Origin of the sequence: Rufibacter glacialis (assembly GCF_008271745.1) — a bacterium.
Taxonomy (GTDB): Bacteria; Bacteroidota; Bacteroidia; order Cytophagales; family Hymenobacteraceae; genus Nibribacter; species Nibribacter glacialis.
Genome location: NZ_VKKZ01000010.1, coordinates 362,155 through 388,561, shown reverse-complemented (window position 1 = coordinate 388,561; position 26,407 = coordinate 362,155). Strand labels below are relative to the sequence as shown.

Genomic DNA, 26,407 nt, shown 5'->3' with positions numbered 1-26,407 from the left:
GGCCACTCCGTTCCTACCCAAGGCCATTAAAATTAACCTAATTCCATCCCCCTTAAAACTCAACATCTCCTCTCTTCATGCAACCTCTTCACTTCAACACCCACATTGGCAAGCTGGAATACCTCATGGGCACCCACTATCTGGAGATCCCAGCCCAGATGGTGCAGCAACTGGGAGGCAAGTTCAACGTGCGGCTGTTGGTGACCGTGAACAACACGCTCACCTACCAGGGCGGCATTGTGGCCTTGGGTCAGGGACGCGGCTACATCACCTTGACCAAACAACGCCTGAAACAAGTGGGCCTGCAAGAAGGAAGCCCTGTCTCCGTTTCCCTGGCGAAAGATGACAGCCAGTACGGCACGCCCGTGCCCGAGGAACTTACTGAACTCTTCCGGCAAGATGACGAGGGCAAAGCCCGTTTTGACCAGCTCAAACCCGGCATGCAGCGCTATATCATCCAGCACGTGGGGGCGGTGAAAAGTTCTCAGCTTAGAATTGACCGCTCTATCCTGCTCATTGAAAACCTGAAACGCCTTCAGCCCGGCCAGGAGACTTTCCGGGAGATACTGGGACTGGAAAAGCGGGAAGTGTGAGGGGAGTTCTGAGGCTTGGGTTCTGAGGCTTGGGTTCTGAGGCTTGGGTTCTGATTACAGATTTATAACAGGAAACTACCGCTATACTGCCCGCTCAAAAGACCTCGTAGCGTCCGGAGGACCTGCGAGCGTCTGTGCCAACGGCCTGACGTGCCAAGGTATTTTTGGCTTTTTTCGAAAAAACCCTTCAAAACGGTTTTCCCCTGACTCATTGCCAGAGAATGCCATTCCCCTCTTACCTTTGGCCTTTGGCTAAACCCAACCACGCTTACCTTTTCCTCCATGAACCTCCGCGCCATTTGCACTGATATTGACGGAACGCTGCTCAACCAGGACCGGGAACTCTCCGCCAGAACCATTGCCGCCGTACAGCGGCTAAACAAAGATGTCCCGTTTATCCTGGCTTCCTCGCGCATGCCCAGCGCCATGCGGCATCTTCAGGAACAACTGGGCATTCTGCACCACCCCATGATCTGTTACAACGGTGGGTACGTGCTGCTGTTTGACCACCCCACCGATCAGCCGCAGGTACTGGACACCGTGCAGATACCAGCCGCGGTTTGCCAGTCTATTGTGGCCATGACGCAAGGCACCAGCGTGCACGTGAGCCTGTACCAGAACGATGCCTGGCACGCCCCCCAGCACGACCACTGGACCCAGCGCGAGATCAGGAATACCAAAGTCCATCCGGCCCTTGGCTCTTTAGATCAGGTACTGCAGGAGTGGGAACAAACGGCCACCGGGGCGCACAAAGTCATGTGCATGGGCCCCGAAGACGAGATTCAGCAGATCTGGGAGAACCTGAGCCAGCAGTTCGGGGAGCAGTTGCACGTGTACCGTTCCAAGGCTACTTATCTGGAAATAGCCCCTAAATCCATCTCCAAGGCCTCTGCCCTGCAACTGCTGTTACAGCACCGTTACGATTTCGGGATGGAGGCGGTGATGGCCTTCGGCGACAATTACAATGATGTGGAGATGCTGCAAGAGGTAGGGTTGGGCATTGCCGTGGACAACGGCCGGGCCGAAGCCAAGGCGGCTGCCCGCGAGGTCACTGCGCCCAGCATAGAAGACGGGGTAGCCCTGGCCATTGAAAAGTATTGCCTGTAACACTCCCTCCTTTCGGGTTACCCTGGTTGGCCTTTATGGCCGTACCACCCGTATAGAAGACCTAATCTAGCCCCTCCATGAGAAGCATCAAGAAAGTACACCAAGCTGAATACTCGCCCATTGCCGACCTGGTCACCTATTCGCCGTTGCCGTCGCGCAGTCTGCAGCAGATAGACCCGTTCCTGTTTTTGAACCACCACGGGCACCAGGTGTACCCACCTCACAACCGGGGCTTGCCGTTTGGCCCGCACCCCCACCGGGGTATGGAAACGGTCACGTTTATACTGGAAGGCGATATCCTGCACAAAGACTCGGGTGGGCATGAGAGTGTGATCACGGCGGGTGGCGTGCAGTGGATGACGGCGGGCCGGGGCTTGATCCATGCCGAGGTCTCCTCCTCAGAATTCAAGCATAAGGGCGGGCCGTTGGAGATTTTACAGCTATGGGTGAACCTGCCGGCTAAACTCAAGATGACCGAGCCCCGCTACGAGGGCCTGCAGAAGGAAAGCATTCCCACCTTCACCCCAGAGGGGAGCGACGTGACGGTGAACCTGGTTTCTGGCAATTGGGACGGGCACAAAGGCGCCTTTGAAACTTTGTCTGACATCTTGCTCAGCACTATTTCCTTTAAAGGTGGCAGTAAACTTGCCGTAGAAGTGCCCGCTGAACGCAACATCTTCTTCTACGTCATCAGAGGTACCCTCACCGTGAACGGCCAAACTGTCCCCTTCCGGAACCTGGTGGAATTCCAACAAGATGCGACCCGCGTAGAGATAGAAGCGTCAGAAGACAGTATCCTGCTCTTCGGCCACGCCGTGCCTTTTCAGGAACCGGTGGTGGCGCAAGGCCCCTTCGTGATGAACACGCAAGCGGAGATCCACCAGGCATACGCAGATTACCAGCAGGGCAAGTTCGGGTCCTGGAGCCATTAACCCATTGCATGTCCTCTCCTGTTTTAGGCCTTATTTTAGAATTCAGGGCCTGAAATGGGTCTTAGGCCTTTGTAAATCTGCTTTCTGGTACCGCTTGAGGTAGGTAAGAAGATGATTCCTGCCTGCCTAAAAGAAGGGTCCAAGGGAAATGATTCCATCAGAAAAACCCCATCCTTTGTTTTCTCCCAGCAGGCTCTTTTCAACGCCTTTCTTTCCGAAGGCCCCTGCCACAAGCTACCAATTCAGGGATGGTTTCAAGAAAACAGGCTGTAAACGGGAAGGGCCAGAGCAGTTTGCCCTGGCCCTTCCCGTTTAGGTAGTGTTTCTTACTTAATCTTGTCCAGCTTCGCTTTTACCAGCTCCACGGCGTGGCGCATGTTCTCTATCTCCTTTTTGTTAGCCGCCTGAAGTTTCAGGTTGTCCTCCGCTTCTTTTTTCAGTTGCTCCAGTTCCTGGGCGTTGGCCACCAGAGCGGCTTCCAGTTCCAGCTTTTTCTGCTGGTTTTTGGCAATCCGGGTCTGAATCTCGTTGGCTTCGCGCACCACTTGGTCCGCCTTGGCTTGGGTGTTCAGCACTACTTTCTCGGCATCAGCCACCTGCAGCTGCACGTCTTGCCGGTAGAGGTTGCGGGCAAACTGCTGTAGCATGGCCTCGGCGCGGGCCCATTCCTTGGGGGTTTCTTTCTGACCCAGGTAGGCATTGCCCATGTCTAGGGACCACCACACCGCCGTGCCTCCTTTGGTAGCTTCTACCTTGGAGACAATGCGCAACGGGTTGCTGCTGATAGAGTCAAGGCTAGCTTTGTCAACGGTATAAATACCTTTGCCTGCCTGCGCTTTGGTGGTAGGCAGCAGGGAAGGCCCCTTGACCGCGCCGCCAGCCGTTTCCTTGAGGTAGGCGGCCCAGGCTTTCTCCACTACTTTGCTGTCTAGCTGCACCAAAAGGCGCTGGCCTTTGCGGCTGATGCCGTTCACCGCTACTTCGGCTTCCTCTACCGCTGGGCGTTGTGCCCAAGCCGTGGTAGCCAACCCCCAGAACATCAATAACAGGGCTAGGGCCCTTACCCGCGTACGTGTACTTTGCATGGTCAACTCTTGGTTTTAAAAGCCGTTTCTTTGGCTTGCGAAAGGAAGGCAGGAACTTCTGCCCCGCAAATTTATAAAGCCCCCTTATAGTATAAAAGCGCCAAATGAAAACTAAATTGCCCCTACTCCTGTTTTGAGCCTTATGAATGTGACCGTTTGCCGAAAAGAACATTTCAACGCTGCCCACCGGCTCCATAACCCCCATTGGACGGATGAACAGAACCAAAACGTCTTCGGGTTGTGCAACAACCCCAACTTCCACGGCCATAACTACACGCTCATTGTGAAGCTGACCGGGCCCGTAGATGAAGACACGGGTTACGTCTATGACATGAAAAACCTGAGTCTGCTGATAAAAGCCGAAATTTTAGATAAATTTGACCACAAAAACCTGAATCTGGACACCGAGGAGTTTCAACATCTAAACCCTACCGCCGAGAATATCGCCATTGTTACCTGGCAGCGCCTGCGCCCGCACCTGCCAGAGACCTATGCGTTGTCCGTCACTTTATTTGAAACCGAGAGAAATTTTGTTGAATACCATGGATAGAAGGGATTGGAACGAGGAAGATCCCGAAGAGGAACACGTGGCTGGCTCTTTAGACACCCCCCTGCGCGCAGACGCGTTTTCCCTCACAGATGAGCAGAAGATAGAAGGCATTGCCCACCATTTCAGGGAGATCATGCAGATCCTGGGCCTGGACCTGGAAGACGACAGCCTTAAAGGCACCCCGCGCCGAGTGGCCAAAATGTACGTGAAAGAGATCTTTGACGGCCTCAACCCCGAGAACCGTCCGGTGGCCCGCCTGTTTGAGAATAAATACGGCTACCGCCAGATGCTGGTGGAGCGCGACATCACCCTTTACTCCAGCTGCGAGCACCACTTTGTGCCCATCATCGGCAAAGCGCACGTGGCCTACATCCCCAATGAACACGTGATAGGCTTATCCAAGCTGAACCGCATTGTGCAGTACTTCGGCCGGCGGCCGCAGGTGCAGGAACGCCTGACCCGCCAGATTGCCCAGGAATTGCGTGATGTGCTGCATTCTGACAACGTAGCCGTGCTGATAGAGGCCGACCACCTGTGCGTGATGAGCCGCGGCGTGAATGACGTGAGCAGCAGTACCATCACCTCTGAGTACTCCGGTCTTTTTGAGCAGGAATCTTACCGGCTGGAGTTTCTACAGGCCATACGCAACCACAGATAATGGCCTGCGCGAACCTCTGGAAAGATGAATTTTTCAGGCATACCCGGTGTTTCCACTTTGCTGGTCTGGAGAAGGCGAGCCGCCCTACCCATTTAGGCCAAACGCCGTATACCTTGGTCTGGGCATAGACTGTAGATAACGCAACATGTCAGATAAGATATTGATCGCCGGGGGTACCGGCTTATTAGGGACACGCCTGTCAGAGATGTTGATTGACGGCGGGTATGAGGTAGCCCACCTTAGCCGTACCCCAGATAAGTATGCCCGGTACAAAACCTTCAAATGGGATGTACAGAAAGGCTTCATTGATGAAAACGCCATCCGGTACGCAGACTACATCGTGAACCTGGCGGGCACCTCCGTTTCCGGGGAGAAATGGTCGGCGGCGCGCAAGGCTGAAATCCTGCATAGCCGTACCCACACCACCAACCTGCTGTGCCAGTACCTGGAGAAAACCCCGCACCATGTGAAGGGCTTCCTGGCCTCTTCGGCGGTGGGTATCTACGGCAACTCCGGAGACCGGCTCATGATGGAGGAAAGCACCTACGGCTCAGACTTCCTTTCTGAGGTCTGCAAACAGTGGGAACACGCCTCCTGGCAGGTACACAACCTGGGCATCAGAACCGTCATCTTCCGGATTGGCATAGTGTTGAGCAACAAAGGCGGAGCCTTGCCCCAGATAGCCAAACCGGTGAAGATGCTGGCGGGCGCCCCGCTGGGTTCCGGCAAGCAGTACGTCTCCTGGATCCACATTGACGACCTGTGCCGGTTGTACATCAAAGCCATTGAAGACCGCCAGATGCAAGGAGTCTACAATGCCGTGGCCCCTAACCCCATCACCAATGAGGAACTGACCCGTACCTTGGCCAAGGTGATGCACAAGCCCATGGTGTTCCCCAACGTACCGGCCTTCGGTCTTAAACTGATGATGGGCGAGATGAGCGAGATTGTGCTCAACAGCGCCCGCGTAAGCGCTACCAAAGTGCTGCAGACAGGTTTCACCTTTGAGTACAGCCAAGTGCAGGAGGCCCTGGAATCTTTCTATGACAAACACAGCTAGACTATCAGAACCCGCTATAAAAGCAGAGGCCCGCTTCTTGTGAAGGAAGCGGGCCTCTGCTTTTATAGCTTTATAGTTTCAGGCTCCTTTTCTAAAAAGTCCCCTAAAACTTGGTTAGAACTGCGTAGAGATACTGTCGTTTAACCTCTCCAGCATGGAATCTACGGCCGTGGAATCTGCCACTTTTGGCTTACGCGGCACCACCGTGATGCAGTTATAGGGCTTGGTGATCTTCGTCTTGGGTTTAGGGAAAGGCCCTAGTTTGATACCCAGGTCTGGCTCGCGGTACACTTTCTCCATAAAACGGCCGTAGATAGGCAGGGCCGTTTTGGAACCCTCGCCGGTACCCGAGGTACGGAAGTGGATACTACGGTCTTCGCCGCCCACCCAAACGCCGGTCACCAGGTCTTTGGTCACGCCCATGTACCACCCGTCTGAGTAATTAGAGGTGGTACCGGTTTTGCCGCCTACCTGGTTTCCTTTCTTCCAGAGGTCATACTCCCACAAAGCCTGCGAGGTGCCGCCTGGCTCTTCCATGGTGCCTTTGAGCATGTGCACCATCAGGAAGGCGGTTTCCTCTGAGATCACCCGTTTCTGCTGCGGGTTGAACTGGTCTACCACGTTGCCGTTGCGGTCTTCTATGCGCATGACCAGCATGGGCTTGTTCAGGAAACCGTTGTTCACAAAGGTGCTGTAGGCCATCACCATCTCATAGATGCTCACGTCTGAAGAGCCAAGCCCAATAGACGGCACCGCCGGAATAGGGCTGGTAATGCCCAACCGGCGGGCAAACGTACGCACCTTGTCCCAGCCAACAGCTTCGGTTAATTGTGCGGTCACGGTATTGATGGAGCGGCCCATGGCGTGCCGCAAGGTCATCTGGCGTCCAGATACGGAATAGCTGGCGTTGTTGGGCGTCCATTCCATGGGTTTGCCGTTCTCCACGTATTTGATGGTGACCCGCTGGTCCTGGAACTTGTCACAAGGCGAGTACCCGCCGTCAATGGCGGCGCCGTACACAAAAGGCTTGAACGTGGAACCCGGCTGGCGCTTGGCCTGCTTTACGTGGTCATACTTGAAGTTCTCGTAGTCAATCCCGCCTACCCAAGCTTTGATATGGCCGGTGAACGGATCCATGGTCATCATGCCCGCGCGCAGGAACCGCTTGTAATACCGCAAAGAATCCATGGAGCTCATGGTCATCTCTTTGGGGCCGTTCCAACTGAAGACGGTCATCTTCTTAGGCGTGTTCAGAGCTTCATTGATGGCGGCAGTATCATCACCGAACTTATTTTTCAAGGATTCATAGACCCCGGTGCGCTTTATGGCACTTTCAATAAAGCCTGGTATTTCTTTGTTCTGGTCGTCCACCCACGGGTTCTTGCCCCGCCAGTGGCCCTCAAACCGGCTCTGCAGGCTCTTCATGCGCTCTTTCAGGGCATCTTCGGCCAGCTTCTGCATGCGCGAGTCAATGGTGAGGTAGATTTTCAGACCGTCAGCGTAGATATCCAGCTCCCGCTCCTCGGCCCACTTGCGCACAAACTCGTTCACCGTTTGCCGGTAGTAGGCGGGCACCCCGTCCAGGTGTTGCTCTACGCGGTACTTGAGGTCAATGGGCAACTGGGACAGCGAATCTGCCTGGGCGGCGGTCACCACCTGGTTGCGGGCCATCTGCTGCAAAACCACGTTGCGGCGGGCCAGGGCATTCTTGGGGTTGAACCGCGGGTTATAGGTAGTAGGGGCTTTCAGGACACCCACCAATATGGCGGCTTCCTCTGGCTTGAGTTTGTCTGGCGTGGTGCTGAAAAAGGTCTTGGCCGCCACTTTGATCCCGAAGGCGTTGCTCCCGAAGTCCACCGTGTTCAGGTACATGCCTAGGATCTCGTCTTTGGTGTAGCGCTGCTCCAGCTTGATGGAGGTGTTCCACTCTTTGGTCTTGGCCACCACCGTAGACACCAGCGGCACGTGCCCCAGCACGCCTTTGGTGTTCTTGGTACGGGTTTTATAGAGGTTCTTGGCTAACTGCTGGGTAAGCGTGGATGCCCCCCGCGAATCGCCTTTCAGGTTGTCTTTCACCGCGGCCAGCACCGAGATAGGGTCAATGCCCTGGTGCTCGTAGAACCGTTCGTCTTCGGTGGCCACCAGCGCTTTGATCATGACCGGGGCTATGCTGTCAAAGGGGACCAGGTCACGGTTCTCCCGGAAGTACCGGCCCACCAGCACCCCGTCGGCGGTGTAAATCTCAGACGGCAGGTTGTTACGCGGGTTCTCCAGGTCTTCCAGCCCCGGCGATTCCCCAAACAGGTAGAACAGGTTCTGGTCAACGGCAACGAAGTATAAGATGATGAACAGCCCCCCAAAAGCAAAGAGCTTCCAGAGGTTCCTGATCCATTTATGGTATTTGGTACGCGGGGGTGTACTGGTCTGTTCTTCTGACATGCGGCTATTCACGGGCCTAGAACCCGCTTTCTCAAAAACGCCCAAAGTTACGGGAAAGTGTTGGGTTTCCCGAGGTTGCGCAATTGTTTCAGGGTTCTTTTCTAAGAAAAGGGTAAAAAACAGAAGGCTGCCAAGGGATCGCCTCCACGCCCCCAGATGGAAACACCTCCTGTAAAGTTAACCCAGGGCTGAACCTTTAAAACCATTTCAGCCTCCATCTTTCACCAAAGGAACCGGGCCACGTTTGGGCTCTAGATTCAGAAAAATAGCCGGTAAGTTGTAACTGCAGGAGGAAGAAAGCCCTGAAAGATGCCTGCCTGAACCTGGTGTACACTCCCTTGATCAAAGACGGACCAAGCAAAAGCCGCTGGGTGACGTTCATGGCTAGAAGTGTTTAAACTTTCCGCCAGGATAGGCCCAAATGACAACTTGAAGCAGGTTCTTGCAAGCACCCTTACGTTTACAGGCTCTTTTTGTACAGATGGTATAAAACCTTCTTGTCCTCGTCGGTGAGTACGCCGTTTACCTCTTTCTGGATAAAATGGAGCTTAAACGCCTTGATGGCCGCATCCAGGTTCTTCACGTCATAGCCGATGATCCGGAGGGCATCTTTGGGTTGGAACGAAGCCGGAATGGTGTCAACGGCCACTACCGTAGCAGGAGCCGGCAATATAGGCACTGGTACCGCCGCACTGTCTACGGCCGCAGAATCCTGGTACGGCGGAATCACGGTCTCAAACACCGAGTTACGCACGGCCTCCTCGTCATACCAGATCCCATAGCCGGCCTCGGCCAGTTTCTTCCAGGGAAAAGTGGGGTTAGGGTCTACCTTGCGGCTGGGGGCAATGTCTGAGTGTCCTATGAAATTGGCAGCCGGAATACCGTGCGTTTTCTTCAAAATGGCCAATACCTGCAAGAGGCTGTTGATCTGCTCTTCGGCAAAGGGTTCGGCGCCGTTGTTGTCCAGCTCAATGCCAATGGAAGACGAGTTGAGATCTGTGTTATTGCCCCAGCGGCCAGAGCCTCCGTGCCAGGCCCGCAGGTAATCGCTGAGCATGTGGTACACCTTTCCATCGCGCCCAATCACGTAGTGGGCGCTCACCTGGGTACGGGTCACCGTGAAGGTCTTGAGGGTCTGTTCCGTAGAATTTTGGGCCGTGTGGTGGATGACCACGTAATTGGGCTTTCGGAGGTTGAAGTTCACGGTGCCCACCCACTGGTCTCCCATCTGCAGGCTGTCCTGGCCGGGGGTGGTGACGGGCGTGGCTTGCAGCGTCTTGGCGAAGGCTTTGGCTTTTTTCTTGTATTCGCGGTTGGTGGTGGCGTAAGGATGAGGGGAACAGGCCGCCAAGGAAAGGGAAAGCAAGAACGGAAGCGCCAGCTGAAGTCTGAAAGGTTTCATAGTGGAAGTGTTAGCCGCGTCAAAGATGGTAAATTTTCCTTTGGCGCCTATACCCCAACCTGAACCAAGCTGCTTGCGAGGTGCACTTCCGGATATGTTTGTTCTCCCATTTCCTTAAGCCTTCCAACCAGAATGCAGAAAACTCACAGCCCAGAAAGCCTGAATGGCAGACATGGGCGCAGGAACATACTACCGTGGTTCTCTTCTACTTAGAAAACTGGCTTCTATCCCAGATACCTGTTGGCTTGCCCTCGCTTCACTGAATCCATCGGTTATCCTTTTCCCTGGTCTTACGCGTTCGCACCCTCACCACTAGGAATATTATTTGCTGTTTTTAGCAGATTCTGCCACTTCCATAAAATAATCTTCTCGAAAAGTGATTATTTCTTATAGTATTAATAGTATAACAAAATACACTCAATCAATACCAGCTCTCCTCTGTACTTAATTTCTATATCATTTTACTAATAATCACCTATAACCACAGAACCAGATAGTTAAACTTTACACCAACCAAATATTTGTATATTTAAAAATAGTAATATACTTTTGGGACATAAATAAGAAAAGAATGAAATTAATACATATTACGATCAAATAAGCGCTAAGAATCCACCCAAATTGTATACAGTAAATGAAAAACGCCTACTTACCTTTTGTTTGCCGTTCTACAAGAAGCCTGATGGCTTTCGCTTTGGGCCTGGTTCTGGCCTTGGTTCCCTTGGTAGCCAACTCCCAGGTGGCTATAACTTCAGTTAACGGTTTTGTCTACAAGCAGGACTTCAACTCGCTTGCGCAAGCAAACGTTGCTTTCCCTAACATTGCTCTTCCGGGCTGGCAATTATCAGGTGGCGCCTCTACTACCTTAACAGCCGACGATGGCAGCACAGACGGAAGTGGCTACTACAACTATGGCAGCACTGGCTCTTCTGACCGTTCCTTGGGATTCCAAGGTACAGGTAACAAGGCTGGTGATTTTAGGTTGGCGATGAAGAACACAACAGGAAGCCCTATTAAGTATTTTAAAATAAGCTACAGGGCAGAGGTTTGGCGGAAAACGGTAGGTAATTCCTCTCCCATAGATTTCAGCGTCAGTACTGACCAAAGCACTTTCACCAATGTTGATGCCTTAGATGCAGAAACTTACATCTCTGACAACGGCGGCGCCATTAACGGTAACCAGAGATTTGTCCAGAAAAGCTTTATCATCAGAAACGCGCCCTTAGCCGCTAACGGCACCATTTGGTTTAACTGGACACTTCATTCTAAATGGGGCATTTCCATTGATGATGTCGTGATTGAGCCGGTAAACGTGGTTGACTTTTACAACAAAGCCGGCGAAGATCTTGCTTTATTGACGAGCTGGGAAACCAAACTCCTTGGGCAAACCATTCAGCCCTTAAGTTTCTCAGATGCGGATCAGGTATTCCGGATTGAGAACCCTACGGCCATCACCAATGGCCTCACCCTTTCTACTCACCTCCCTGTGACCGGGGTTGATTCTAAACTGGTGATAGGCGACGGCACAACCCGCATACAAATGACCCTGGCTGGCGGACAGACCCTTAAAGGCACGGTGGATATCCTGGACCATGCCACTCTGATCATCAACACGCCTCAGGTTCCGGTTTTTGGGCAGTTAAGCTCTGGTAGCACCGTTGTCTTTGAAAAAGGCGCGCCCTCTGTCATCCAGGAAGGGACGGAGTTTGGCCGCGTCATCTTCAATACGGCTAATACAAACAAGTTCTCCAAGAAAGTCAAAATCAAGGGACAGCTAACGCTTCAAAACTCAACCCTTGAGTTAGGGGACAATGACCTGGAACTGGCCGCCGGAGCCACTATCGTGAATAGCTCACCCAGAAACTACATCAAGGTGAATGGCAAGGGCCGCGTGCGCAAGGCCTTGAAAGCAGGTGAAGAAGCGTTGCTCCCGGTGGGCAACGCAACATACAACCCGGTAAAGATCAAGCTCGCTTCCGGCTCACAAGAAGACGTGTTCAGTGTAGGAATCATGGAAGGCGTGTACGGTACCTACACCAATGACCTCCCAAACCCCCTCACACTCCTTTCAGAGAACTTGGTGAGCAAGACCTGGGTGGTGAGTGAAGATGTAAAAGGTGGCTCAGACATCACCCTGACCCTCTCCTGGAGCGCGTTGGACGTCCTTCCGGGTTTTAACAAGCTCAACTGCCACATCAAGCACTATGAGAACGGCGTCTGGGATACCGTAGAGTCTACCGCCGCATTACTGGACCCTATCAGTTTGACCTACTCCGTCTCCCGTTCCGGCATCAAGTCTTTTTCTCCTTTCACCGTCGCCAACAGGGGCGAACCAGGCACGATCATAGGCGGCCCTGAGCCATTTGTGCTGCCGGTAGAACTGATAAACTTCCTCGTGAAAGCAAAAGCCAACACCGTAGCGTTAACCTGGGCCACTGCCTCTGAAAAAGACAACGACTACTTTGCAGTTGAGCGCAGCATAGATGGCAAGAACTTCACAGAGGTGGGCCAGGTGAAAGGAAACGGAACCAGCCAGGTGCGTAATGAGTACAGCTTCACTGACTACCACCCAATGGCCGGCACCTCATATTACCGCCTGCGCCAGGTGGACTTTGATGGCCAACACGAGTACTCTCCGGTGCGCTCCGTCAACGCGCAGAACTCACAGGTTGTCTCCCTGAGCCTTTACCCTAACCCCACCCAGGGTACAGAGGTGACGTGGCAAATGCAAGGCCTTGCCCCCGGGGAGGAAGCTACGGTGATTCTAACGGACATCACCGGTAGAAACGTTCTTCAACGCACCTTGCCAACGGGCGGCACAGGAGTTCTGGCCACTGCTGGCCTGAAAGCTGGTACGTACCTGGTAACCGTCCATTCCAGAGCCGGTGCCAAAACCCAAAGGCTGGTGGTGCGGTAAAGAAATAACTTCAGCTATTTAAAGCTCCCTGTGACCGCTCTTTAAAAGCACTCACAGGGAGCTTACTTTTTAACCAGTACCTTCCTCTCCCATGCAGGCTAGGCCTGAAGAAGGCTCCAGACAAGTCATTTCCTCTTCTAGCCTTCTGCTGTCTGGGACTGAACCTTTCGCCGGCCTTCCTCCTTCCCGCTGGAAGCTTACTTTGGGTTCTTAGGCTCAGCCCTTTCCCTCCAATTGGTCATTTAGAGGTAGTTTTCAGAAAATCGGGTTAAAAGGGAGTTCCACTTTTTAGAAAAGGGCACGTAAAATCTTACCTTAGTCTTTTATAGCCTTGTACTTCCACCCATCATGGATTTACCGCCTATTCACCTTGCCCATGAGTTTGAGCCCCTGCCGCCAGAGCTGTACTGCGAGGCTACGGGCCAGCCGTTCCATACCTGCATCACCTGCGACGGTCCCCTGCTGCGAGACGGGGTGAGTTACCTGGTGGAAAAAGCGGTGCGGTTCTACCCCAAAGACGGGGTGCAGGACATCACCTTTGAGTACGCCATGTGCCTGGGCTGTGCCCAGAAACTTCGGGAAGAACTGTCTGTGGAATCCAGGAACCGGATTGACGCTTTTTTTGCGGAACGGGTGAACCTGGTGGCCCGGCGCGAGGCCCTGCTTTCCCTGCCCAATCCCCTGCAGCTGGACCACTGGCTTTCGCACTGTCTGGTCACGGGCCGTCCGCGCGAGGCCTGCAAAGAATACCAGATCTACGCCCAATGTGACGGGCCAGACCTGCTGTACACCTATATGCCCTACCTCATCAGCGGCGAGGCCATGGAGGAAATCCAGGAACTGATTTCGCCGCACACCCGCCAGATCCTGGATGATTTCATGGACACGCATTTCGGCCTGCCGCCAGAACTCCGGGCCTTGCTCCAGGACAAGCTGATCCTGATTTAGCCGCGCCTTTTCTGCCTTCGCTTTGCTTCCAACTTTCCACCCTCCCCATACCCCTGTTCCATGCGCCCTTTCCTTCTGCTGCTGGTCTGCCTTTCACTCAGTGGATCTGTTTTTGCCCAAACCAGGAAAACCGCCCCGGCCGCGGCTTCTTCAGATGCCAAAGCGGTAGAGGCGGCGGTGGTGCGGTTCTTTGACGGCATGCGGGCCAGCGACAGCACCATGGCCCGCTCGGTGCTGGCTCCCAATGCCCGCCTGTTCTCGGTGGGCGCAGGCAAAGACGGCACCGTGCTGGCCCGGGAAACCCCCATGGCCAAGTTTGTGGAAATGATTGGGCAGAAGCACCCGCAGGTCTTGGATGAGCGCATCTGGAACGTGAAAGTGAACCTTGACGGTGACCTGGCCACCCTTTGGTGCGACTACGCCTTTTACGTGGGTGATACTTTCAGTCATTGCGGTGCAGACGCCTTCCAACTCTACCGCAGCGCGGAAGGCTGGAAAATCTTCTCCATCACAGACACCCGCCGCAAAGAAGGCTGTGACCTGAAAGCCGCCCAGGCCGCCAAGGCCAAAACGAGCCGCTAAAGCCTTCCCTGCTTCTCATCAGAGGCTTTGCCGGGGCTAGATCGCCGCTTACCGCCAGCGGCGAATATGTTTGAATCAGGGCTGGTTTATTGCCCTGAAGTAACTTTAGCGTTGTAGGGTGGGCGGGCCAGCCATCTTGTTTGGCAAAATGGAGTAAACCGCTTTGAATCCCTCATGGAATTACTGTTGACACCCCGACCTTCAACCCAGCGCCCAAGTGACTTAGGGTTATCCCTTTTCCTGGCTGGCCTGCTAGTTCTGTTTCTGGCGCCTTTTCCCGGAAACGCGCAGGATCTGCAAACCCCTTTCACCCAGTGTGGCGTGCAAGGCAGCATCACAGTGTTTGACCCGCAGAAAAACCAGTGGACCTTCAGTGACCCTGACGACGCGGAACGGGCCTCTTTGCCGGCTTCCACGTTCAAGATCCTGAACTCGTTGATTGCCCTGCAGGAAAAAGCCGTGCGTGATGAGCACGAGGTTCTGAAATGGGACTGGCAGGTACCCGGCGTCCCCGCCTGGAACGCTGACACCGACCTGCAAGCCGCTTTCCCGAATTCCACCGTCTGGTTTTACGTGCGGCTGGCCGAGCGCATCGGGATGAAGAAATACCAAAGGTATTTGAAACGCGTGGGGTACGGCAATGGCAAAACCACCAATGCCGCCGGCGCAGATTTCTGGAACTACGGTGACTTTGCCCTCTCGCCCAAAGAGCAGATTGCCTTTCTGCGGCGGTTTTATGAAGGCAACCTCCCGTTTGCCCCGGAGAATATCCAGAAGGTGAAGCAACTGATGGTGGCCGAGCAGACACCGCACTACACGCTGAGCGGCAAAACCGGCCTCACCACTTACGGCGGCACCCGCAGTGGTTGGTACGTGGGCTACGTGGAAACCAAAGGCAAGGTCTACTACTTCGCCACGCGGCTGCACCAAGACGCCAAAGCCAAGAATGACCACTTCTCCGCCTGCCGGAAAACCATTACCCAACAGGTGTTGCAGGCGTTAAGCATTCTTCCCACCTCGTAACTTCTTTCCGCTTTAGGTCTGCTTTACAGAAAAAAGGCTCAAAACCACTGAACACAAGAAAGGCGCCCCAGGGCGCCTTTCTTGTGTTGATCTATACTTTTTTCAGGAAGCAGGTTTTCAAGACCATCACGGTTCGTTCTACACGGCCTTCAATTTCTTCGGCGTCATCAGTGAGTCTTATTTTTTTGACCACCGTGCCTCTTTTGATGGTGGTAGAGGAGCCTTTCACTTTCAGGTCTTTGATCACCGTGACATTGTCGCCCTCGCCGAGCAGGGTACCGTTGCTATCTTTTACTTCCATGGGTATGGGCTTGTTGGTAAAAAGAGCCCAAAAACCGATGGGCAGGCCACAAAGCTACTTTCATTTGCCATGCTATACAAACCCGCTTCAACGCCCGAAGGGTTTGCGAGTCCAGCACCGGCTCTGTTTTGGAGCCGTTTTCCATGGGCAAGAACCGTTTGAGGCGGGTTTTCAGAAAATCAGTCCCTAAACGGGTTACCCGATGGTAATAGTATAGGCCGCCTCAAAGGTCTCCTGCGCACCCAGAGACTGCATGCCTTCTTTCTCGCTGAGTTCCACGGGGGCTCCGGCGCTGCCGGCAATGCCATACCAGGGCTCCAGGCACAGGAAAGGCGCACCCACGCGTTTGGTCCAGATACCCAGGAACGGGAAGTTGGCGAACTGCATCTGCACAAAGTGCGGGTGGTGGTCGCTTTTGAGGGTGACCCGCTCTGACCGGAAGTTCTTGAAGACCAGCGCGTCTTTCTCATAATGCTCATACCTAAGCGGCAGCACGGACATGTTGTCCAGCACGGGCTCCGTTTCGCCGTTCTGCAGGCCCGTGCCGTCTTCCAGTAAGTATCTAGATAAGGTCTCCGGCTGGGAGAACTCCAGGTAGTAGTCTTCAAAAGACCCGCCGGACAGCATAGGCACGTTGAAGGCCGGGTGGGCGCCAATGGAGAAAAGCATCTCGCCCTGGCCCAGGTGGTGCACCTGCCATTTCACCTCCAGGGTCTGGTCTTGCAGGGTATACATGATGCGTAGCGCGAAATCAAAGGGATACACTTTTTTGGTGTCAGGCGCAGCCCTCAGTTCATACACCAGTCGGTTTTCCTTTTCTTCCAGCAACGCAAACTCCTGGTCGCGGGAAAAGCCGTGCTGGGGCAGCGAGTAAGTTTGGCCCTGGTGCAGGTACTGGTCTTTGGGCAACCGGCCCACCGTAGGGAAAAGCACCGGCGCATGGCGGTTCCAGAAAGCCGGATCGGCTTGCCAGAGGTACTCGCGCGCGCCGTCTTTCTTGAAGAGGCTGCACAGCTCGGCGCCCACGCTTTTCACGCTCACGCGCAGGTATTCGTTTTCCAGGTAAGTAGTCTTCATGAGAGGAGGTTAAGGGTGATAGACGGTTTCTACGGCTTCCAGGGCTTTCTGTAAGCGGACCGCGGCACTGCCGGAAATCTCTACGAAGGGCGCGCCCATCTGTTCCAGTTCGCGCTTGTACCAGTCATAGAAGAACTGGCGCAAATGCGGATGCTCGCGCTGCGGGTCCGGTTGCCAGGGCAAATCTATGTCCAGCAGCAGGTACAGATCGCAGGCTTGCCGCCGCAGCTCCTGCTGAATGAACGATGGGCAGAAGCCGTACGCGTGCTCAGACCAGATCTTGAGCACCAGCAGCTCGGTGTCCAGGAAGAGCAAGGGCGGGTTCTTCGCCTCCTCCTCCTGCCAGAGCGCCAACTGCCCCTGGGCAATAGTCTCCAGGTCTGGGGCTTCATACGGACGGCCCAACCCATCCAGAAAGGTGCGGGCGTATTCCGGTACCCAGGGCGCGCCGTAATGCTGGGCCAATTGCGCCGCCAGGGTAGACTTGCCGGTACTCTCTGGTCCGGTGATCGCTATTTTAACCAAGGAACTGTTCTTTAAAGCCAACCCGTTCCAGGCCTGTTTTCAAGAAACGGCCCCCAAACGGGAATCTGCGGGCAAGGTACAGAATTTAAGGCGGGCTATTCCTGCGGAGCGGGGTTCTTCTTCCGGAAGTCAAGGTTATAGGTGAGGCCTACCTGTAGGGTGTGGTTGCTCTCAAACCAGATGCCGTTGCGCTGCGCCACGTGCTGGTGCAGGTAGCCTACCTCCAGGGTGGCGTCTTTGTGGAAACGGTAGCCCACCGCGGCATAAGCCCGGTTCTGATCAAAGATATTCTGGGTCACATTGGGCCCGAAATTCACGAACACCTCGTCATACAGCCCCAGATAAAACTCTTTGTCTTCCAAGGTGGCCCCTTGCAGCGGAAGGGTGGCCCTGAACTGGTAGCGCGCGCGGTTCAGGTAGGTATAGTCTTCCGCCCCGGGGAATTTGATCCAGCGTTGCTCCAGCCTGAACCGGTGCTGCAGGATAAAAATGCCCTGTTGGTCTCTGAGCTGCAGTTGCTGGTAGGTGCGCTGCTCGGGGAAGGCCTCACGGGCGGGGTTGTCGCCGTAGGGGTAGGTGCGCACGTAGGCGTAGCCCGCCGCCACCGAGGCCCGGTCTGAGAGGCTGTAGGTCAGCGCTACCCGGGGCAGGAACTGTTGGGGATGGGAAACCACCTGGTAGCGCCGCAGCTGGAACTCAGTGTGCAGGCCCCACTTATCAGTGAGTTTGTGGGTGCCGAAATACATGAACCAGCCGTTGTAGTTGGTGTCATGCCGCCGGTTGTTCTGGGCAAAAGTCTCTGAAAAGGTGAAAAAAGAGAGCAAGAGGCACAAAGAGAGCAGCTTTTTCATAGGCAGGTTATAAGACAGGCGTCGGTTTTATGGCTAGATGCAGGCTAGGTTATCCCGCAAATCAACTATGGAAGACGGTCAACCTCCAAATGGTCAGCCTTTTTTCAGCCTCTTTTTCTGAAAATACCTTGAGAAGGGAACGGGCCATAAACGTAAAAGAGAGACCTCTGGCTTATATCCAAGGTCTCTCTTCTGCGTTTGCTGGCAGAGGCCGCGTACTTCCCTCTGTATAGCTGAAAGAAAGGTTAATTCAGTTCACCCTGGTAGATATGGGTACTTCTTTTCCGGTTTCGGTAATCATCTAAGTTCATGCTGAAAGCGAAGCCAGGCACCCCGTAAATGTAGGTAGGTGACAATTGTACAATGGATGGTTTCCGGCCCCAGCGGTTACGGTGCGAAAGGTACGCCAAGTGCGAAGACAACATACCAATACCCGCACCCACAAACACATCAGACTGCCAGTGCTTGTTGTTCAGCATCCTGAACGCTCCCACGCTGGTGGCAATGGTGTAAGCCCCTATCCCGTACCACGGACTCTTGTGCTTCAACTCTGAGTTTAAAATGGAGGCCGCCAGAAAGGCCTGGGCCGTATGGCCAGAAGGCATGGATTCAAAGTTTTCGCCGTTGGGCCGCTCCTGGTTAGATACCCGTTTTATCCCAAAAACGGTGATGGCGAAAATGGCCTCGGCCTTCAAGATCAGAATGGAGGTATTCAGGAAATCATTGTTAGACTTTATGTTGAAGAGGTTGGCGGCGGCCAGTTCCACATAAGGGGCTATGAGCAGCGGGTTGTCAATCTTGGTCTGGAAATTAGGGAAATGCCGCTGGATGTCTCTTTTGGCGTCATAGCTGCTGTAAATACCGTTGTCTTTGATAGTACTTAACCCGTACGCGATCAAGATGGTAGGGATAATGGTGGCTCTGAAGGCCTTTGATTTGAAAAAAGGCTGTTTTCCAGGAGTGGTAACTGAATCCTGGTATTTTTTTAAGGTATCTGCTGCTACTACCGGAGTCTGGTACTTCTTCAGGGAATCTGCTTCCTGGGCCATGAGTTCCTGCGAAGTCAGGCCGAAACACATGGTAAGGGCAAGCCAAATACGTACTAGGTTTTTCATATGCCAATCATTGTAGAGGTGAGAAAGTAATCCTCTGCATATCGTGAGAAACGGCAAAGGGTTTCCTCTGGCAGGCATTTTTTTTGAGCAGCCCCAGTCACCTCAAGCACCCACCACCAATCAAGCCCCGGAAAAGGAAAAGCAGGATTACTTCTAACCCCTTCTCCTTCCTAAAGTTAGCCAACGCCCAGACCAGTTTCCAGGCTACCCAAAGGTCATGCTTTTCAGGTACCGCACCATAGATTACACCACGGTCGGCGGCAGTAAGAACCGCTGCCAGCCACAGGTTCCTGAGAGAAGGGTTAGCTTGGGAAAATTGAGGTAAGACAGAAACAACAGGAGCGGGAAGCTAGCAGGCCAGGCAAAAGGCCCGGCACCACAGGCAGCTATAATGGCGGAATTCAGTATGCGTAGGCACCTCAGGACTATATGTTCTTGTCCTGCCCAACATTCGCTCCCGCTTCTCCTCCTTACTCCCCTGCTAGACGGCTATCTCCTGAGAAGGGTTGGCCATGCTTTTCTTCCAGTCAAGATAGCCCCACCAGGCCAGGCCCAGGTACAGGAAATACAGGCCGGCGGTAGGGTACAACTCTTTATAGAGATAGATGGGCACATACACGGCATCCACCACAATCCAGATAAGCCAGTTCTCCAGTTTTTTCCGGCTCATGAGCCATTGCGCGCCCAGGCTGACGGCTGTAGTGCCGGCATCCCAAAAGGCTAAGTCGGCGTCTGTGTTCTGGTGCAGGAAAGTGCCCAGGCCCACGGTAAACAGCGGCACGAACACCAACAGGTAGGCCCACTGCCGCCGTGTGGTGCGGGTAACCGGACGTTCCTCGCGTTGGTTCCCTTTGTAGAGCCACAGGTACCAGCCATAGAAGTTGAGCCCGGCGAACATGACCTGCAGCCCCATGTCGGCGTAGAGGCGGGCCTCGTAGAAGATGACAATGTACAAGGTAACGCTGATGAGCGCGGTGGGGAAGGTCCAGATGTTCTGCCTGGCGGCCAGCCACACGCACAGCAAACCGGTCACAACACCTACCACTTCCGTGATGGTATCCAGATCCCATTGGCTGGGGGAGAGAAAGTCCATAGAAAAGAAATTGCCGCCTTCGCTGTTTTGGCGGGCTTTTTAAAAATAGGCCCCTGAAACAGCGAACCGCGAAGGTAACGGCCACAAAAATAGAAGCTTCACGGTGGGTTCAAGCCCTGGCCCTGGGTTTTGGGTAAAAATTTCAGTGTACCTTTGCCCTATGCTCCCAGAGATCACACCCACCCAACTCAAAGAACGCCTGGACCGCCAGGAGCCCTTACAACTCATTGACGTGCGTGAGCCGCAGGAATGGGCCATCTGTCACCTGGGCGGCGAGCTGATCCCGCTGGCAGACCTTCCTAAGAAAGCCGCCTCCCTGGACAAGGAGAAAACCACCGTGCTGATCTGCCACCACGGCTTCAGAAGCGCCCAGGCCCTCCTGTTTTTGCAGCAACGCCACGGCTTCACCAACCTCCTGAATCTGAAAGGCGGTGTGCACGCTTGGGCCCTGGAGGTAGACCCGGCTTTTCCGGTGTATTAGGGAAGTAAGCTTTGGTTCTGTTTTGCTGAAAACAGCCCTGAATTGACATGAGCTCAGACACTCGTAGGAGCTGCGCACACTACGAGGCCTTTTGAGCGGGCGTTATGGGGCGGTTGGAGACAAGCAATGCGTGGGAGACAAGGCGGTGCCATTGTCTCTACAGGGTTCTCCTCAGGGTCTATGCGACTTTCCCCTGTTCCAGTCTTTCCCGAGCGCGCCTCGCTTTTGGCCCTAGATAGACGATTACTAAAAGAAAAGGACAGTACAGGCCGAAAGGGCAGTGCGAGAGGGGAAGACGGGGCCTCGCGGCCGTGAGCGCTCGGAGGGCAACTATGGAAAGGCCAAGTATAAGGGCCTCGCATCACCCGGCCGCTACGCCAGCAACGGCAAAAGGCGTGCACAGAACAGCCACATGTGAAACAAGCGGCTGGGAGACGCAGTTTTGGTTGTTGGTGAGAACACCAACTACGGCGAACAAGGGAGCATAAGGGTCTGTGCCAATACTCGCCACTACGCCAGCAACGGCATAAGGCATGCACGAATTCTGTCAGCAACTGTAAACGGTTGGCTCCCGAAAAAATACAAGCTTGCCAGCCTAAGATAAACCCAAAGCCCTGCTCCCGTTACAAGGCTGATTTTCTATAAATACCCCAGAAACTATAGGTTTTTCAATTTTTCCCTTAACTTTACGTGGCAAATACCATACATGCTATTTGCTATGCAGTCTCACGCTCCTAATCTGTTGTTCGAAGCCCTGACTTACGACGACGTCTTATTATTACCCGCTTATTCTGAGGTACTTCCCAAAGACACCAATACTTCCACCCAACTTACCCGCAACATCAGAGTAAACATCCCGCTTATCTCGGCGGCCATGGATACCGTGACCGAGGCGGACATGGCCATTGCCATGGCGCAGGAAGGGGGCATTGGCTTCATCCACAAAAACATGAGCATCAAGCAGCAGGCCGAACAGGTGCGCAAGGTGAAACGCTCAGAGAGTGGCATGATCCTGGACCCCGTGACCCTCAATGAGCATGCCACCCTGGGGGAAGCCATCCAGATCATGAAGGAACACAAGATAGGTGGCATTCCTATCGTGAACGATCAGAAGAAACTGGTGGGCATCATCACCAACCGCGACCTCCGCTTTGAGAAGAACTTCTCGGTGAAGGTCTCTGAGATCATGACCAAAGACCGCCTGGTGACCGCCCCTAAAGGCATTGAACTGGACAAGGCCGAAGACATCTTGCAGGAATACAAGATTGAGAAGCTGCCGGTGGTAGATGACCACGGAGTCCTGGTGGGCCTCATCACTTATAAAGACATCCTGAAAAGAAAACACCGTCCGTATGCTTGCAAAGACGAGTTCGGGCGGTTGCGCGTAGGTGCCGCCGTGGGGGTGACCCCCGATGTGCTGGACCGCGTAGGTGCCCTGGTAGAGGCGGGCGTGGACGTGATCAGCGTAGACACCGCCCATGGCCACTCCAAAGGAGTCATGGACGCCGTACGCCGCATCAAAGACGCGTTCCCCAACATTGACCTGATTGCCGGCAACGTGGCTACCGCCGAAGGGGCCCGGGCCCTGGCCAACTCGGGCGCTGATGCCGTGAAAGTGGGCGTAGGTCCTGGTTCCATCTGCACCACCCGTATCATTGCCGGTATTGGCGTCCCCCAACTTTCAGCGGTCATGGAAGCCGTGAAAGGCCTGGAAGGCACGGGCGTTCCCGTGATCGCCGACGGCGGCATCAAGTTCTCCGGTGACGTGGTCAAAGCCATTGCGGGCGGCGCCAGCACCATCATGATCGGGTCTTTGCTGGCCGGTACTGAGGAAGCCCCCGGTGACATGCAGATCTACGAAGGCCGTAAATTCAAGACCTACCGCGGCATGGGCTCTATTGAGGCCATGGGCGAAGGCTCTAAGGACCGCTACTTCCAGGATGCCGAGGACGACGTGAAGAAACTGGTACCCGAAGGCATTGTGGGCCGTGTGCCGTACAAAGGCCTGGCCGGCGAGGTGTTGTACCAACTGGTAGGTGGCCTCAAGGCCGGCATGGGCTATTGCGGCGCTCCGGACATTGAGACCCTGAAAAAAGCCAAAATGGTGAAGATCACCGGGGCTGGTCTGCGTGAAAGCCATCCGCATGATGTGCAGATCACCCGCGAGGCCCCTAACTACAGCCGCTAAGCATTCTATAAAGGCCTCACCAGCCAACTAATTTACGGAAACCCCATGTCATGCTCTGCCTTTGGATCTCTAAGGGCAGGGCATGTTTGTTTACAGCCGCTCCAGTCTCACCAGAAAAAAATGAAAAATCCTCTTGCATCAGTCACCCTTACAAGCTACTTATAAACAAGAGGTTACTTATTTTTAGCCATCACCTTTCAGCTGCAGACACTCTTTCTCTGGTTTGGCCATGAATTATTGCATAAGATTTAGCGTTCCCTATATATGTTTCCGCTATTGCGTAAAGGAGACACGCCATGGAATTGAAAAGCTAGATTCTCTTCACCAGCCACTTAGGCTCCCGGCAGAACCGGAGAGCGGCCTGGCTTGAAGAAGATTACTTTTTTTTAACTACTTTTAAAAAAAATCTCGTATCCACCCAAATCTGCCATACAGCCAACCTCAGCCGGCCCTCCCTCCAATGCCCCTAGACACAAGATTCAAGCGGTTAACTTTTCTTTCCGGATGCGTGAGCTGGGTATTGCTGTTGGTGAACGTCTTGCTTCTGGCCCGCCAAGGCTTTGAAGGGGAAACCAATGCGGCCGCCCCCTACCTGAACAACCTGCTGTCGGTGATCTTCATCCTCTCGGTTTTCCTGTACCATAGGACAAATGTGCCTGTCCAGCGCAGCGCAGAATTCACCGCCCCCCTGTGGTCTCTGTTTGCAAAGGGGGGCTTGGGGGCTTATGTGTGCGTGTTACTGTACGTGGCCTACCCAGACCTGAACCAACGGTGGTTTACCAGCCCCTACCTGCTAGACATCTTCTACCAGGTGCTCTTTGGGCTATTGGTTTATTTCCTGGGCAAAGGGTTCTACACCTGGCGGCAACTGATTCTCTACCACAAAACCAAAGACATCCAGAGCCAATGGAAGTGGTTTGAGATTCTGGTGTTCCTGTCCCTGTTGGTGCCCTTGTTCAATGTGGAGTACATGAACCACATCTTCCTCATCCTGGACCTGGCCTTGCTCCTGGCCTACTGCCTGTACCTGAGCGTGCACCAGCGGTGGGTCGCGTTCCTGACCCTGGACAAGAAATGGGGCTGCATCCTGCTCCTGACCGCCATCATGGCCTCCGGCACCTTGTTCGCGAACTTCCTTTTCCGCTACGCGGATTCCCCAGACCTGGTAGTAGACTATACAGACAACCCGTTTATCCTCCTCACGCTGGCGTTTGTGCTGCTGTACGCGCTGGCTTCTTTGCTGGTGGCCCTTTTCAGTTTGCCTACTTCCCGGGTTTTTGAGCAGAAAAACGCCGACTTGTTGAGCTTCCAACGCCTGAGCCACATCATACAACAAGGCCAGAGTGAGGAAGAAGTATACAACATGCTGTTTGAGAGCGCTATCAAGGCCTCTGGGGCAGACGCGGCCTGGCTGGAGATCAATGACGAGACGCATCTGGACACGTCACAGGTCACAGGAAACCCCGTAGACGCGCAGGTGCAGGCTCTGGTGAAAGAAATGCTGATGCGGGCGCAGGAACTGGACAGATCAGCGGCTGAGACCGTCTTTCTAAACGGAGACCTGCACCTGGACCCTGTCTTCAAGAGCCTCAACAGCCCGTACCTTTCCTTGCTGGTGGTTCCCTTGTTCTCTACCAAGCGGCGTTACGGCTACCTGTACCTTTTGCTGGAGGTAGAGCAGGGTTTTGACCCAGACACGGTGAGCGTGGTGCAATCCTTTGCGAACCAGACCGTGCTCACCATTGAGAACCTGCGCCTCATGCAGGAATCGTTGCAGAACGAGCGCTACAAAGAGGAACTCAAGATTGCTACCCTGGTCCAGGACCGCCTGAACCCCAAAACATTTCCCGCCGACACCTGGTTTGACATAAGTACATACTCACAGGCGGCCAAAGAAGTAGGCGGTGACTTCTATGATTACCTGCAACTGAGCAAGTCCCGGATTGCCATCATCATTGGCGACGTGTCTGGGAAAGGAATCTCGGCGGCGTTCCACATGGCCCAGATGAAAGGGATCTTCCACGGGCTCATGCAGCAGGATTTACTGCCAGATGAGTTCATGGTGCAGGCCAACAGCGCCCTGAGCCGTTGCCTGGAACGCACCTCGTTTATCACCTCTGCGCTATACATCATTGATTATGAGATGCAAGGCGTTTCTTTTGCCCGCGCGGGCCATTGCCATACGCTTTACTACAACTCTATGATGGAAGATACGTTCTATTTCCAGACGGAGGGTCTGGGGCTAGGCATCATCAGAGACCCCTCCTACGCCAAGCGCATTCACCGGCTGCACTATGACTACAACCCCAATGACGTGATGGTCATCTACACCGATGGGATTGTGGAAGCCCGTAACACCCGGCAAGATGAGTATGGCGAGGAGCGCCTGAAGTACATGCTCTCCCAAACCTACCACCTAGAGGCCGAGGACATCAAAAGCGCCATCATCAACGATGTCAACGACTTCAGCAGCGACATCCTGCATGACGACCAAACCCTGCTGGTGATCAAGTTCAAACAGCGTCAACCTAATAAATAGATGATTCGTAAAGAAGCACGATGAAAATAAAACATACCATAACCGACAACACGATCACCATCAGCTTAGATGGTGAATTAGACGCCAGCTCCTCTGTGCTGCTGGATGAAGAACTTTCCAACCCCAGCATCATGATGTTTGGCAAGATCTTGGTTGACTGCAAGAACCTCAATTACATCTCCTCGGCGGGTCTAGGGGTGTTCATCTCGCATTTACAGCGCTTTGAAGATGCCCAGATCAAGTTGATTTTCTTCAACATGCAGGAGAAAGTACGCAACGTCTTTGAGATTCTGGGTTTAGACCTGCTAATGACCATTGTCTCTTCTTATGAAGAAGCTGTGACCATTGCCAATGACTAACAGGATCAGGGTCAGCTGTGACAGGAAGAACCTTAAGCTCATCCGCGCCTTCGTGACGGATACCCTCACGCCTGTCCATTTGTCTGAGATCACGTTAAACCAAATCATTCTGGCCGTAGATGAGATCTGTGCCAACCTCATCATCCATTCCAACCAGGAAGACAGCCGGAAAAACCTTTGCCTGACCATTCATCACGGCAAGCAAGAGATCGTGATTGAACTGGAAGACAATGGCACCCCCTTTGTGCAGGCCAACTACAAAGAGCCTAACATCCATGACAACATACGGGCGGGCAAAAAAGGAGGGGTAGGCGTGGCGCTGGTGAACCGCATCATGGACAAAGTAGAATACAGCGTGCAAGGGTCCACCAACATCTGCCGCATGTACAAATACCTGGCCTAGCGTCCAGGTATTTTTTCTTTTCACACAATAAAAACCGTTTCAGGCCTGTTTTGTGCAAAAGATGCCTGAAACGGAACGGGGTATTGTGCACCCGTTTCCTGGGCACTATGTTTTTCAATAGTAGCCTGTTCTCTCCAAAAAAATGAGTAAAATTGCATCATGTTAGGGGTGCCTTTCCT

Annotated in this window: 24 protein-coding genes; 15 read left to right on the top strand and 9 right to left on the bottom strand. The window is 53.8% G+C overall.

The window, feature by feature from the left end:
- The first annotated feature begins 77 nt into the window (after nucleotides 1–77).
- From FOE74_RS02560 to FOE74_RS02550, 3 genes are all read left to right on the top strand, one after another.
- Nucleotides 78–593 (top strand): YdeI/OmpD-associated family protein, encoded by a 516-nt coding sequence (locus FOE74_RS02560; protein WP_149097025.1) that lies wholly within the window; start codon nucleotides 78–80, stop codon nucleotides 591–593.
- Between the two features lie 282 nt (nucleotides 594–875).
- Nucleotides 876–1,700, top strand: a complete 825-nt coding sequence (locus FOE74_RS02555; protein WP_149097024.1) for a Cof-type HAD-IIB family hydrolase — start codon at nucleotides 876–878, stop codon at nucleotides 1,698–1,700.
- Between the two features lie 77 nt (nucleotides 1,701–1,777).
- Nucleotides 1,778–2,632, top strand: coding sequence for a pirin family protein (locus FOE74_RS02550; protein ID WP_149097023.1), 855 nt, complete (start codon nucleotides 1,778–1,780; stop codon nucleotides 2,630–2,632).
- Between the two features lie 326 nt (nucleotides 2,633–2,958).
- Here FOE74_RS02550 and FOE74_RS02545 read toward each other — a convergent pair whose 3' ends face one another.
- Nucleotides 2,959–3,717: a DNA repair ATPase gene (locus FOE74_RS02545; protein ID WP_149097022.1), complete on the bottom strand. Its 759-nt coding sequence runs from the start codon at nucleotides 3,715–3,717 to the stop codon at nucleotides 2,959–2,961.
- 142 nt (nucleotides 3,718–3,859) lie between these two features.
- Here FOE74_RS02545 and FOE74_RS02540 point away from each other — a divergent pair, with 142 nt between their 5' ends.
- From FOE74_RS02540 to FOE74_RS02530, 3 genes are all read left to right on the top strand, one after another.
- Entirely contained in the window at nucleotides 3,860–4,267 is a 408-nt protein-coding gene (locus FOE74_RS02540) for a 6-pyruvoyl trahydropterin synthase family protein (protein ID WP_149097021.1), read from the top strand.
- Nucleotides 4,260–4,925 carry a GTP cyclohydrolase I FolE gene (folE, locus tag FOE74_RS02535; protein ID WP_149097020.1) on the top strand — a complete coding sequence of 222 codons (666 nt, stop codon included), beginning with the start codon at nucleotides 4,260–4,262 and terminating at the stop codon, nucleotides 4,923–4,925. The genes FOE74_RS02540 and folE overlap by 8 nt, the downstream gene beginning before the upstream one ends.
- Nucleotides 4,926–5,070: 145 nt before the next feature.
- Entirely contained in the window at nucleotides 5,071–5,985 is a 915-nt protein-coding gene (locus FOE74_RS02530) for a TIGR01777 family oxidoreductase (protein WP_149097019.1), read from the top strand.
- Between the two features lie 114 nt (nucleotides 5,986–6,099).
- Here the strand turns inward: FOE74_RS02530 and FOE74_RS02525 are convergent, their stop codons facing one another.
- Both FOE74_RS02525 and FOE74_RS02520 read right to left on the bottom strand, forming a co-directional pair.
- Nucleotides 6,100–8,424 (bottom strand): penicillin-binding protein 1A, encoded by a 2,325-nt coding sequence (locus FOE74_RS02525; protein WP_149097018.1) that lies wholly within the window; start codon nucleotides 8,422–8,424, stop codon nucleotides 6,100–6,102.
- Between the two features lie 460 nt (nucleotides 8,425–8,884).
- Complete coding sequence (locus FOE74_RS02520; RefSeq protein WP_149097017.1) at nucleotides 8,885–9,826, bottom strand: N-acetylmuramoyl-L-alanine amidase; 942 nt, start codon at nucleotides 9,824–9,826, stop codon at nucleotides 8,885–8,887.
- 682 nt (nucleotides 9,827–10,508) lie between these two features.
- Between FOE74_RS02520 and FOE74_RS02515 the strand changes: the two genes are divergently transcribed.
- The 4 genes from FOE74_RS02515 (at nucleotide 10,509) to FOE74_RS02500 (ending at nucleotide 15,296) form a co-directional block, all read left to right on the top strand.
- On the top strand, nucleotides 10,509–12,743 hold the full coding sequence (locus FOE74_RS02515) for a T9SS type A sorting domain-containing protein (protein ID WP_188686339.1): 2,235 nt from the start codon (nucleotides 10,509–10,511) through the stop codon (nucleotides 12,741–12,743).
- A 348-nt stretch (nucleotides 12,744–13,091) separates the two neighbouring features.
- Nucleotides 13,092–13,691, top strand: a complete 600-nt coding sequence (locus FOE74_RS02510; RefSeq protein WP_149097015.1) for a hypothetical protein — start codon at nucleotides 13,092–13,094, stop codon at nucleotides 13,689–13,691.
- A 60-nt stretch (nucleotides 13,692–13,751) separates the two neighbouring features.
- Entirely contained in the window at nucleotides 13,752–14,273 is a 522-nt protein-coding gene (locus FOE74_RS02505; RefSeq protein WP_149097014.1) for a nuclear transport factor 2 family protein, read from the top strand.
- Between the two features lie 174 nt (nucleotides 14,274–14,447).
- Nucleotides 14,448–15,296 carry a class D beta-lactamase gene (locus FOE74_RS02500; protein WP_149097013.1) on the top strand — a complete coding sequence of 283 codons (849 nt, stop codon included), beginning with the start codon at nucleotides 14,448–14,450 and terminating at the stop codon, nucleotides 15,294–15,296.
- Nucleotides 15,297–15,387: 91 nt separating this feature from the next.
- Here the strand turns inward: FOE74_RS02500 and FOE74_RS02495 are convergent, their stop codons facing one another.
- From FOE74_RS02495 to pnuC, 6 genes are all read right to left on the bottom strand, one after another.
- Complete coding sequence (locus FOE74_RS02495) at nucleotides 15,388–15,597, bottom strand: alkylphosphonate utilization protein (RefSeq protein WP_149097012.1); 210 nt, start codon at nucleotides 15,595–15,597, stop codon at nucleotides 15,388–15,390.
- A 195-nt stretch (nucleotides 15,598–15,792) separates the two neighbouring features.
- Nucleotides 15,793–16,674, bottom strand: a complete 882-nt coding sequence (locus FOE74_RS02490; protein WP_149097011.1) for an aldose 1-epimerase family protein — start codon at nucleotides 16,672–16,674, stop codon at nucleotides 15,793–15,795.
- Nucleotides 16,675–16,683: 9 nt separating this feature from the next.
- Nucleotides 16,684–17,199, bottom strand: a complete 516-nt coding sequence (locus tag FOE74_RS02485; RefSeq protein ID WP_149097010.1) for an AAA family ATPase — start codon at nucleotides 17,197–17,199, stop codon at nucleotides 16,684–16,686.
- A gap of 95 nt (nucleotides 17,200–17,294) precedes the next feature.
- Entirely contained in the window at nucleotides 17,295–18,050 is a 756-nt protein-coding gene (locus FOE74_RS02480) for a DUF2490 domain-containing protein (RefSeq protein WP_149097009.1), read from the bottom strand.
- Nucleotides 18,051–18,295: 245 nt separating this feature from the next.
- Nucleotides 18,296–19,165, bottom strand: coding sequence for a phosphatase PAP2 family protein (locus FOE74_RS02475; protein WP_188686342.1), 870 nt, complete (start codon nucleotides 19,163–19,165; stop codon nucleotides 18,296–18,298).
- A 481-nt stretch (nucleotides 19,166–19,646) separates the two neighbouring features.
- On the bottom strand, nucleotides 19,647–20,258 hold the full coding sequence (pnuC, locus tag FOE74_RS02470) for a nicotinamide riboside transporter PnuC (RefSeq protein ID WP_149097007.1): 612 nt from the start codon (nucleotides 20,256–20,258) through the stop codon (nucleotides 19,647–19,649).
- 160 nt (nucleotides 20,259–20,418) lie between these two features.
- Between pnuC and FOE74_RS02465 the strand changes: the two genes are divergently transcribed.
- The 5 genes from FOE74_RS02465 to FOE74_RS02445 all read left to right on the top strand — a co-directional run bounded on the left by FOE74_RS02465 (nucleotide 20,419) and on the right by FOE74_RS02445 (nucleotide 26,228).
- A complete protein-coding gene (locus FOE74_RS02465) occupies nucleotides 20,419–20,739 on the top strand; it encodes a rhodanese-like domain-containing protein (RefSeq protein WP_149097006.1) in 321 nt (106 codons plus the stop codon).
- A gap of 706 nt (nucleotides 20,740–21,445) precedes the next feature.
- Entirely contained in the window at nucleotides 21,446–22,927 is a 1,482-nt protein-coding gene (guaB, locus tag FOE74_RS02460) for an IMP dehydrogenase (protein WP_225840599.1), read from the top strand.
- A gap of 460 nt (nucleotides 22,928–23,387) precedes the next feature.
- Nucleotides 23,388–25,466 carry a PP2C family protein-serine/threonine phosphatase gene (locus FOE74_RS02455; RefSeq protein ID WP_149097004.1) on the top strand — a complete coding sequence of 693 codons (2,079 nt, stop codon included), beginning with the start codon at nucleotides 23,388–23,390 and terminating at the stop codon, nucleotides 25,464–25,466.
- A 20-nt stretch (nucleotides 25,467–25,486) separates the two neighbouring features.
- Nucleotides 25,487–25,825, top strand: coding sequence for an STAS domain-containing protein (locus tag FOE74_RS02450; protein WP_062544051.1), 339 nt, complete (start codon nucleotides 25,487–25,489; stop codon nucleotides 25,823–25,825).
- The gene (locus FOE74_RS02445; RefSeq protein WP_149097003.1) at nucleotides 25,818–26,228 is read left to right on the top strand and encodes an ATP-binding protein; all 411 of its coding nucleotides are present in this window, start codon (nucleotides 25,818–25,820) and stop codon (nucleotides 26,226–26,228) included. The genes FOE74_RS02450 and FOE74_RS02445 overlap by 8 nt, the downstream gene beginning before the upstream one ends.
- The last annotated feature ends 179 nt before the right edge of the window (nucleotides 26,229–26,407 follow it).

Excerpts from the sequence above, each read along its gene's own strand:
- FOE74_RS02560 (WP_149097025.1), top strand. The coding sequence starts at position 78 with ATGCAACCTCTTCACTTCAACACCCACATTGGCAAGCTGGAATACCTC.
- FOE74_RS02555 (WP_149097024.1), top strand. The coding sequence starts at position 876 with ATGAACCTCCGCGCCATTTGCACTGATATTGACGGAACGCTGCTCAAC.
- FOE74_RS02550 (WP_149097023.1), top strand. The coding sequence starts at position 1,778 with ATGAGAAGCATCAAGAAAGTACACCAAGCTGAATACTCGCCCATTGCC.
- FOE74_RS02545 (WP_149097022.1), bottom strand. The coding sequence starts at position 3,717 with ATGCAAAGTACACGTACGCGGGTAAGGGCCCTAGCCCTGTTATTGATG.
- FOE74_RS02540 (WP_149097021.1), top strand. The coding sequence starts at position 3,860 with ATGAATGTGACCGTTTGCCGAAAAGAACATTTCAACGCTGCCCACCGG.
- folE (WP_149097020.1), top strand. The coding sequence starts at position 4,260 with ATGGATAGAAGGGATTGGAACGAGGAAGATCCCGAAGAGGAACACGTG.
- FOE74_RS02530 (WP_149097019.1), top strand. The coding sequence starts at position 5,071 with ATGTCAGATAAGATATTGATCGCCGGGGGTACCGGCTTATTAGGGACA.
- FOE74_RS02525 (WP_149097018.1), bottom strand. The coding sequence starts at position 8,424 with ATGTCAGAAGAACAGACCAGTACACCCCCGCGTACCAAATACCATAAA.
- FOE74_RS02520 (WP_149097017.1), bottom strand. The coding sequence starts at position 9,826 with ATGAAACCTTTCAGACTTCAGCTGGCGCTTCCGTTCTTGCTTTCCCTT.
- FOE74_RS02515 (WP_188686339.1), top strand. The coding sequence starts at position 10,509 with ATGGCTTTCGCTTTGGGCCTGGTTCTGGCCTTGGTTCCCTTGGTAGCC.
- FOE74_RS02510 (WP_149097015.1), top strand. The coding sequence starts at position 13,092 with ATGGATTTACCGCCTATTCACCTTGCCCATGAGTTTGAGCCCCTGCCG.
- FOE74_RS02505 (WP_149097014.1), top strand. The coding sequence starts at position 13,752 with ATGCGCCCTTTCCTTCTGCTGCTGGTCTGCCTTTCACTCAGTGGATCT.
- FOE74_RS02500 (WP_149097013.1), top strand. The coding sequence starts at position 14,448 with ATGGAATTACTGTTGACACCCCGACCTTCAACCCAGCGCCCAAGTGAC.
- FOE74_RS02495 (WP_149097012.1), bottom strand. The coding sequence starts at position 15,597 with ATGGAAGTAAAAGATAGCAACGGTACCCTGCTCGGCGAGGGCGACAAT.
- FOE74_RS02490 (WP_149097011.1), bottom strand. The coding sequence starts at position 16,674 with ATGAAGACTACTTACCTGGAAAACGAATACCTGCGCGTGAGCGTGAAA.
- FOE74_RS02480 (WP_149097009.1), bottom strand. The coding sequence starts at position 18,050 with ATGAAAAAGCTGCTCTCTTTGTGCCTCTTGCTCTCTTTTTTCACCTTT.
- FOE74_RS02475 (WP_188686342.1), bottom strand. The coding sequence starts at position 19,165 with ATGAAAAACCTAGTACGTATTTGGCTTGCCCTTACCATGTGTTTCGGC.
- pnuC (WP_149097007.1), bottom strand. The coding sequence starts at position 20,258 with ATGGACTTTCTCTCCCCCAGCCAATGGGATCTGGATACCATCACGGAA.
- FOE74_RS02465 (WP_149097006.1), top strand. The coding sequence starts at position 20,419 with ATGCTCCCAGAGATCACACCCACCCAACTCAAAGAACGCCTGGACCGC.
- guaB (WP_225840599.1), top strand. The coding sequence starts at position 21,446 with ATGCTATTTGCTATGCAGTCTCACGCTCCTAATCTGTTGTTCGAAGCC.
- FOE74_RS02455 (WP_149097004.1), top strand. The coding sequence starts at position 23,388 with ATGCCCCTAGACACAAGATTCAAGCGGTTAACTTTTCTTTCCGGATGC.
- FOE74_RS02450 (WP_062544051.1), top strand. The coding sequence starts at position 25,487 with ATGAAAATAAAACATACCATAACCGACAACACGATCACCATCAGCTTA.
- FOE74_RS02445 (WP_149097003.1), top strand. The coding sequence starts at position 25,818 with ATGACTAACAGGATCAGGGTCAGCTGTGACAGGAAGAACCTTAAGCTC.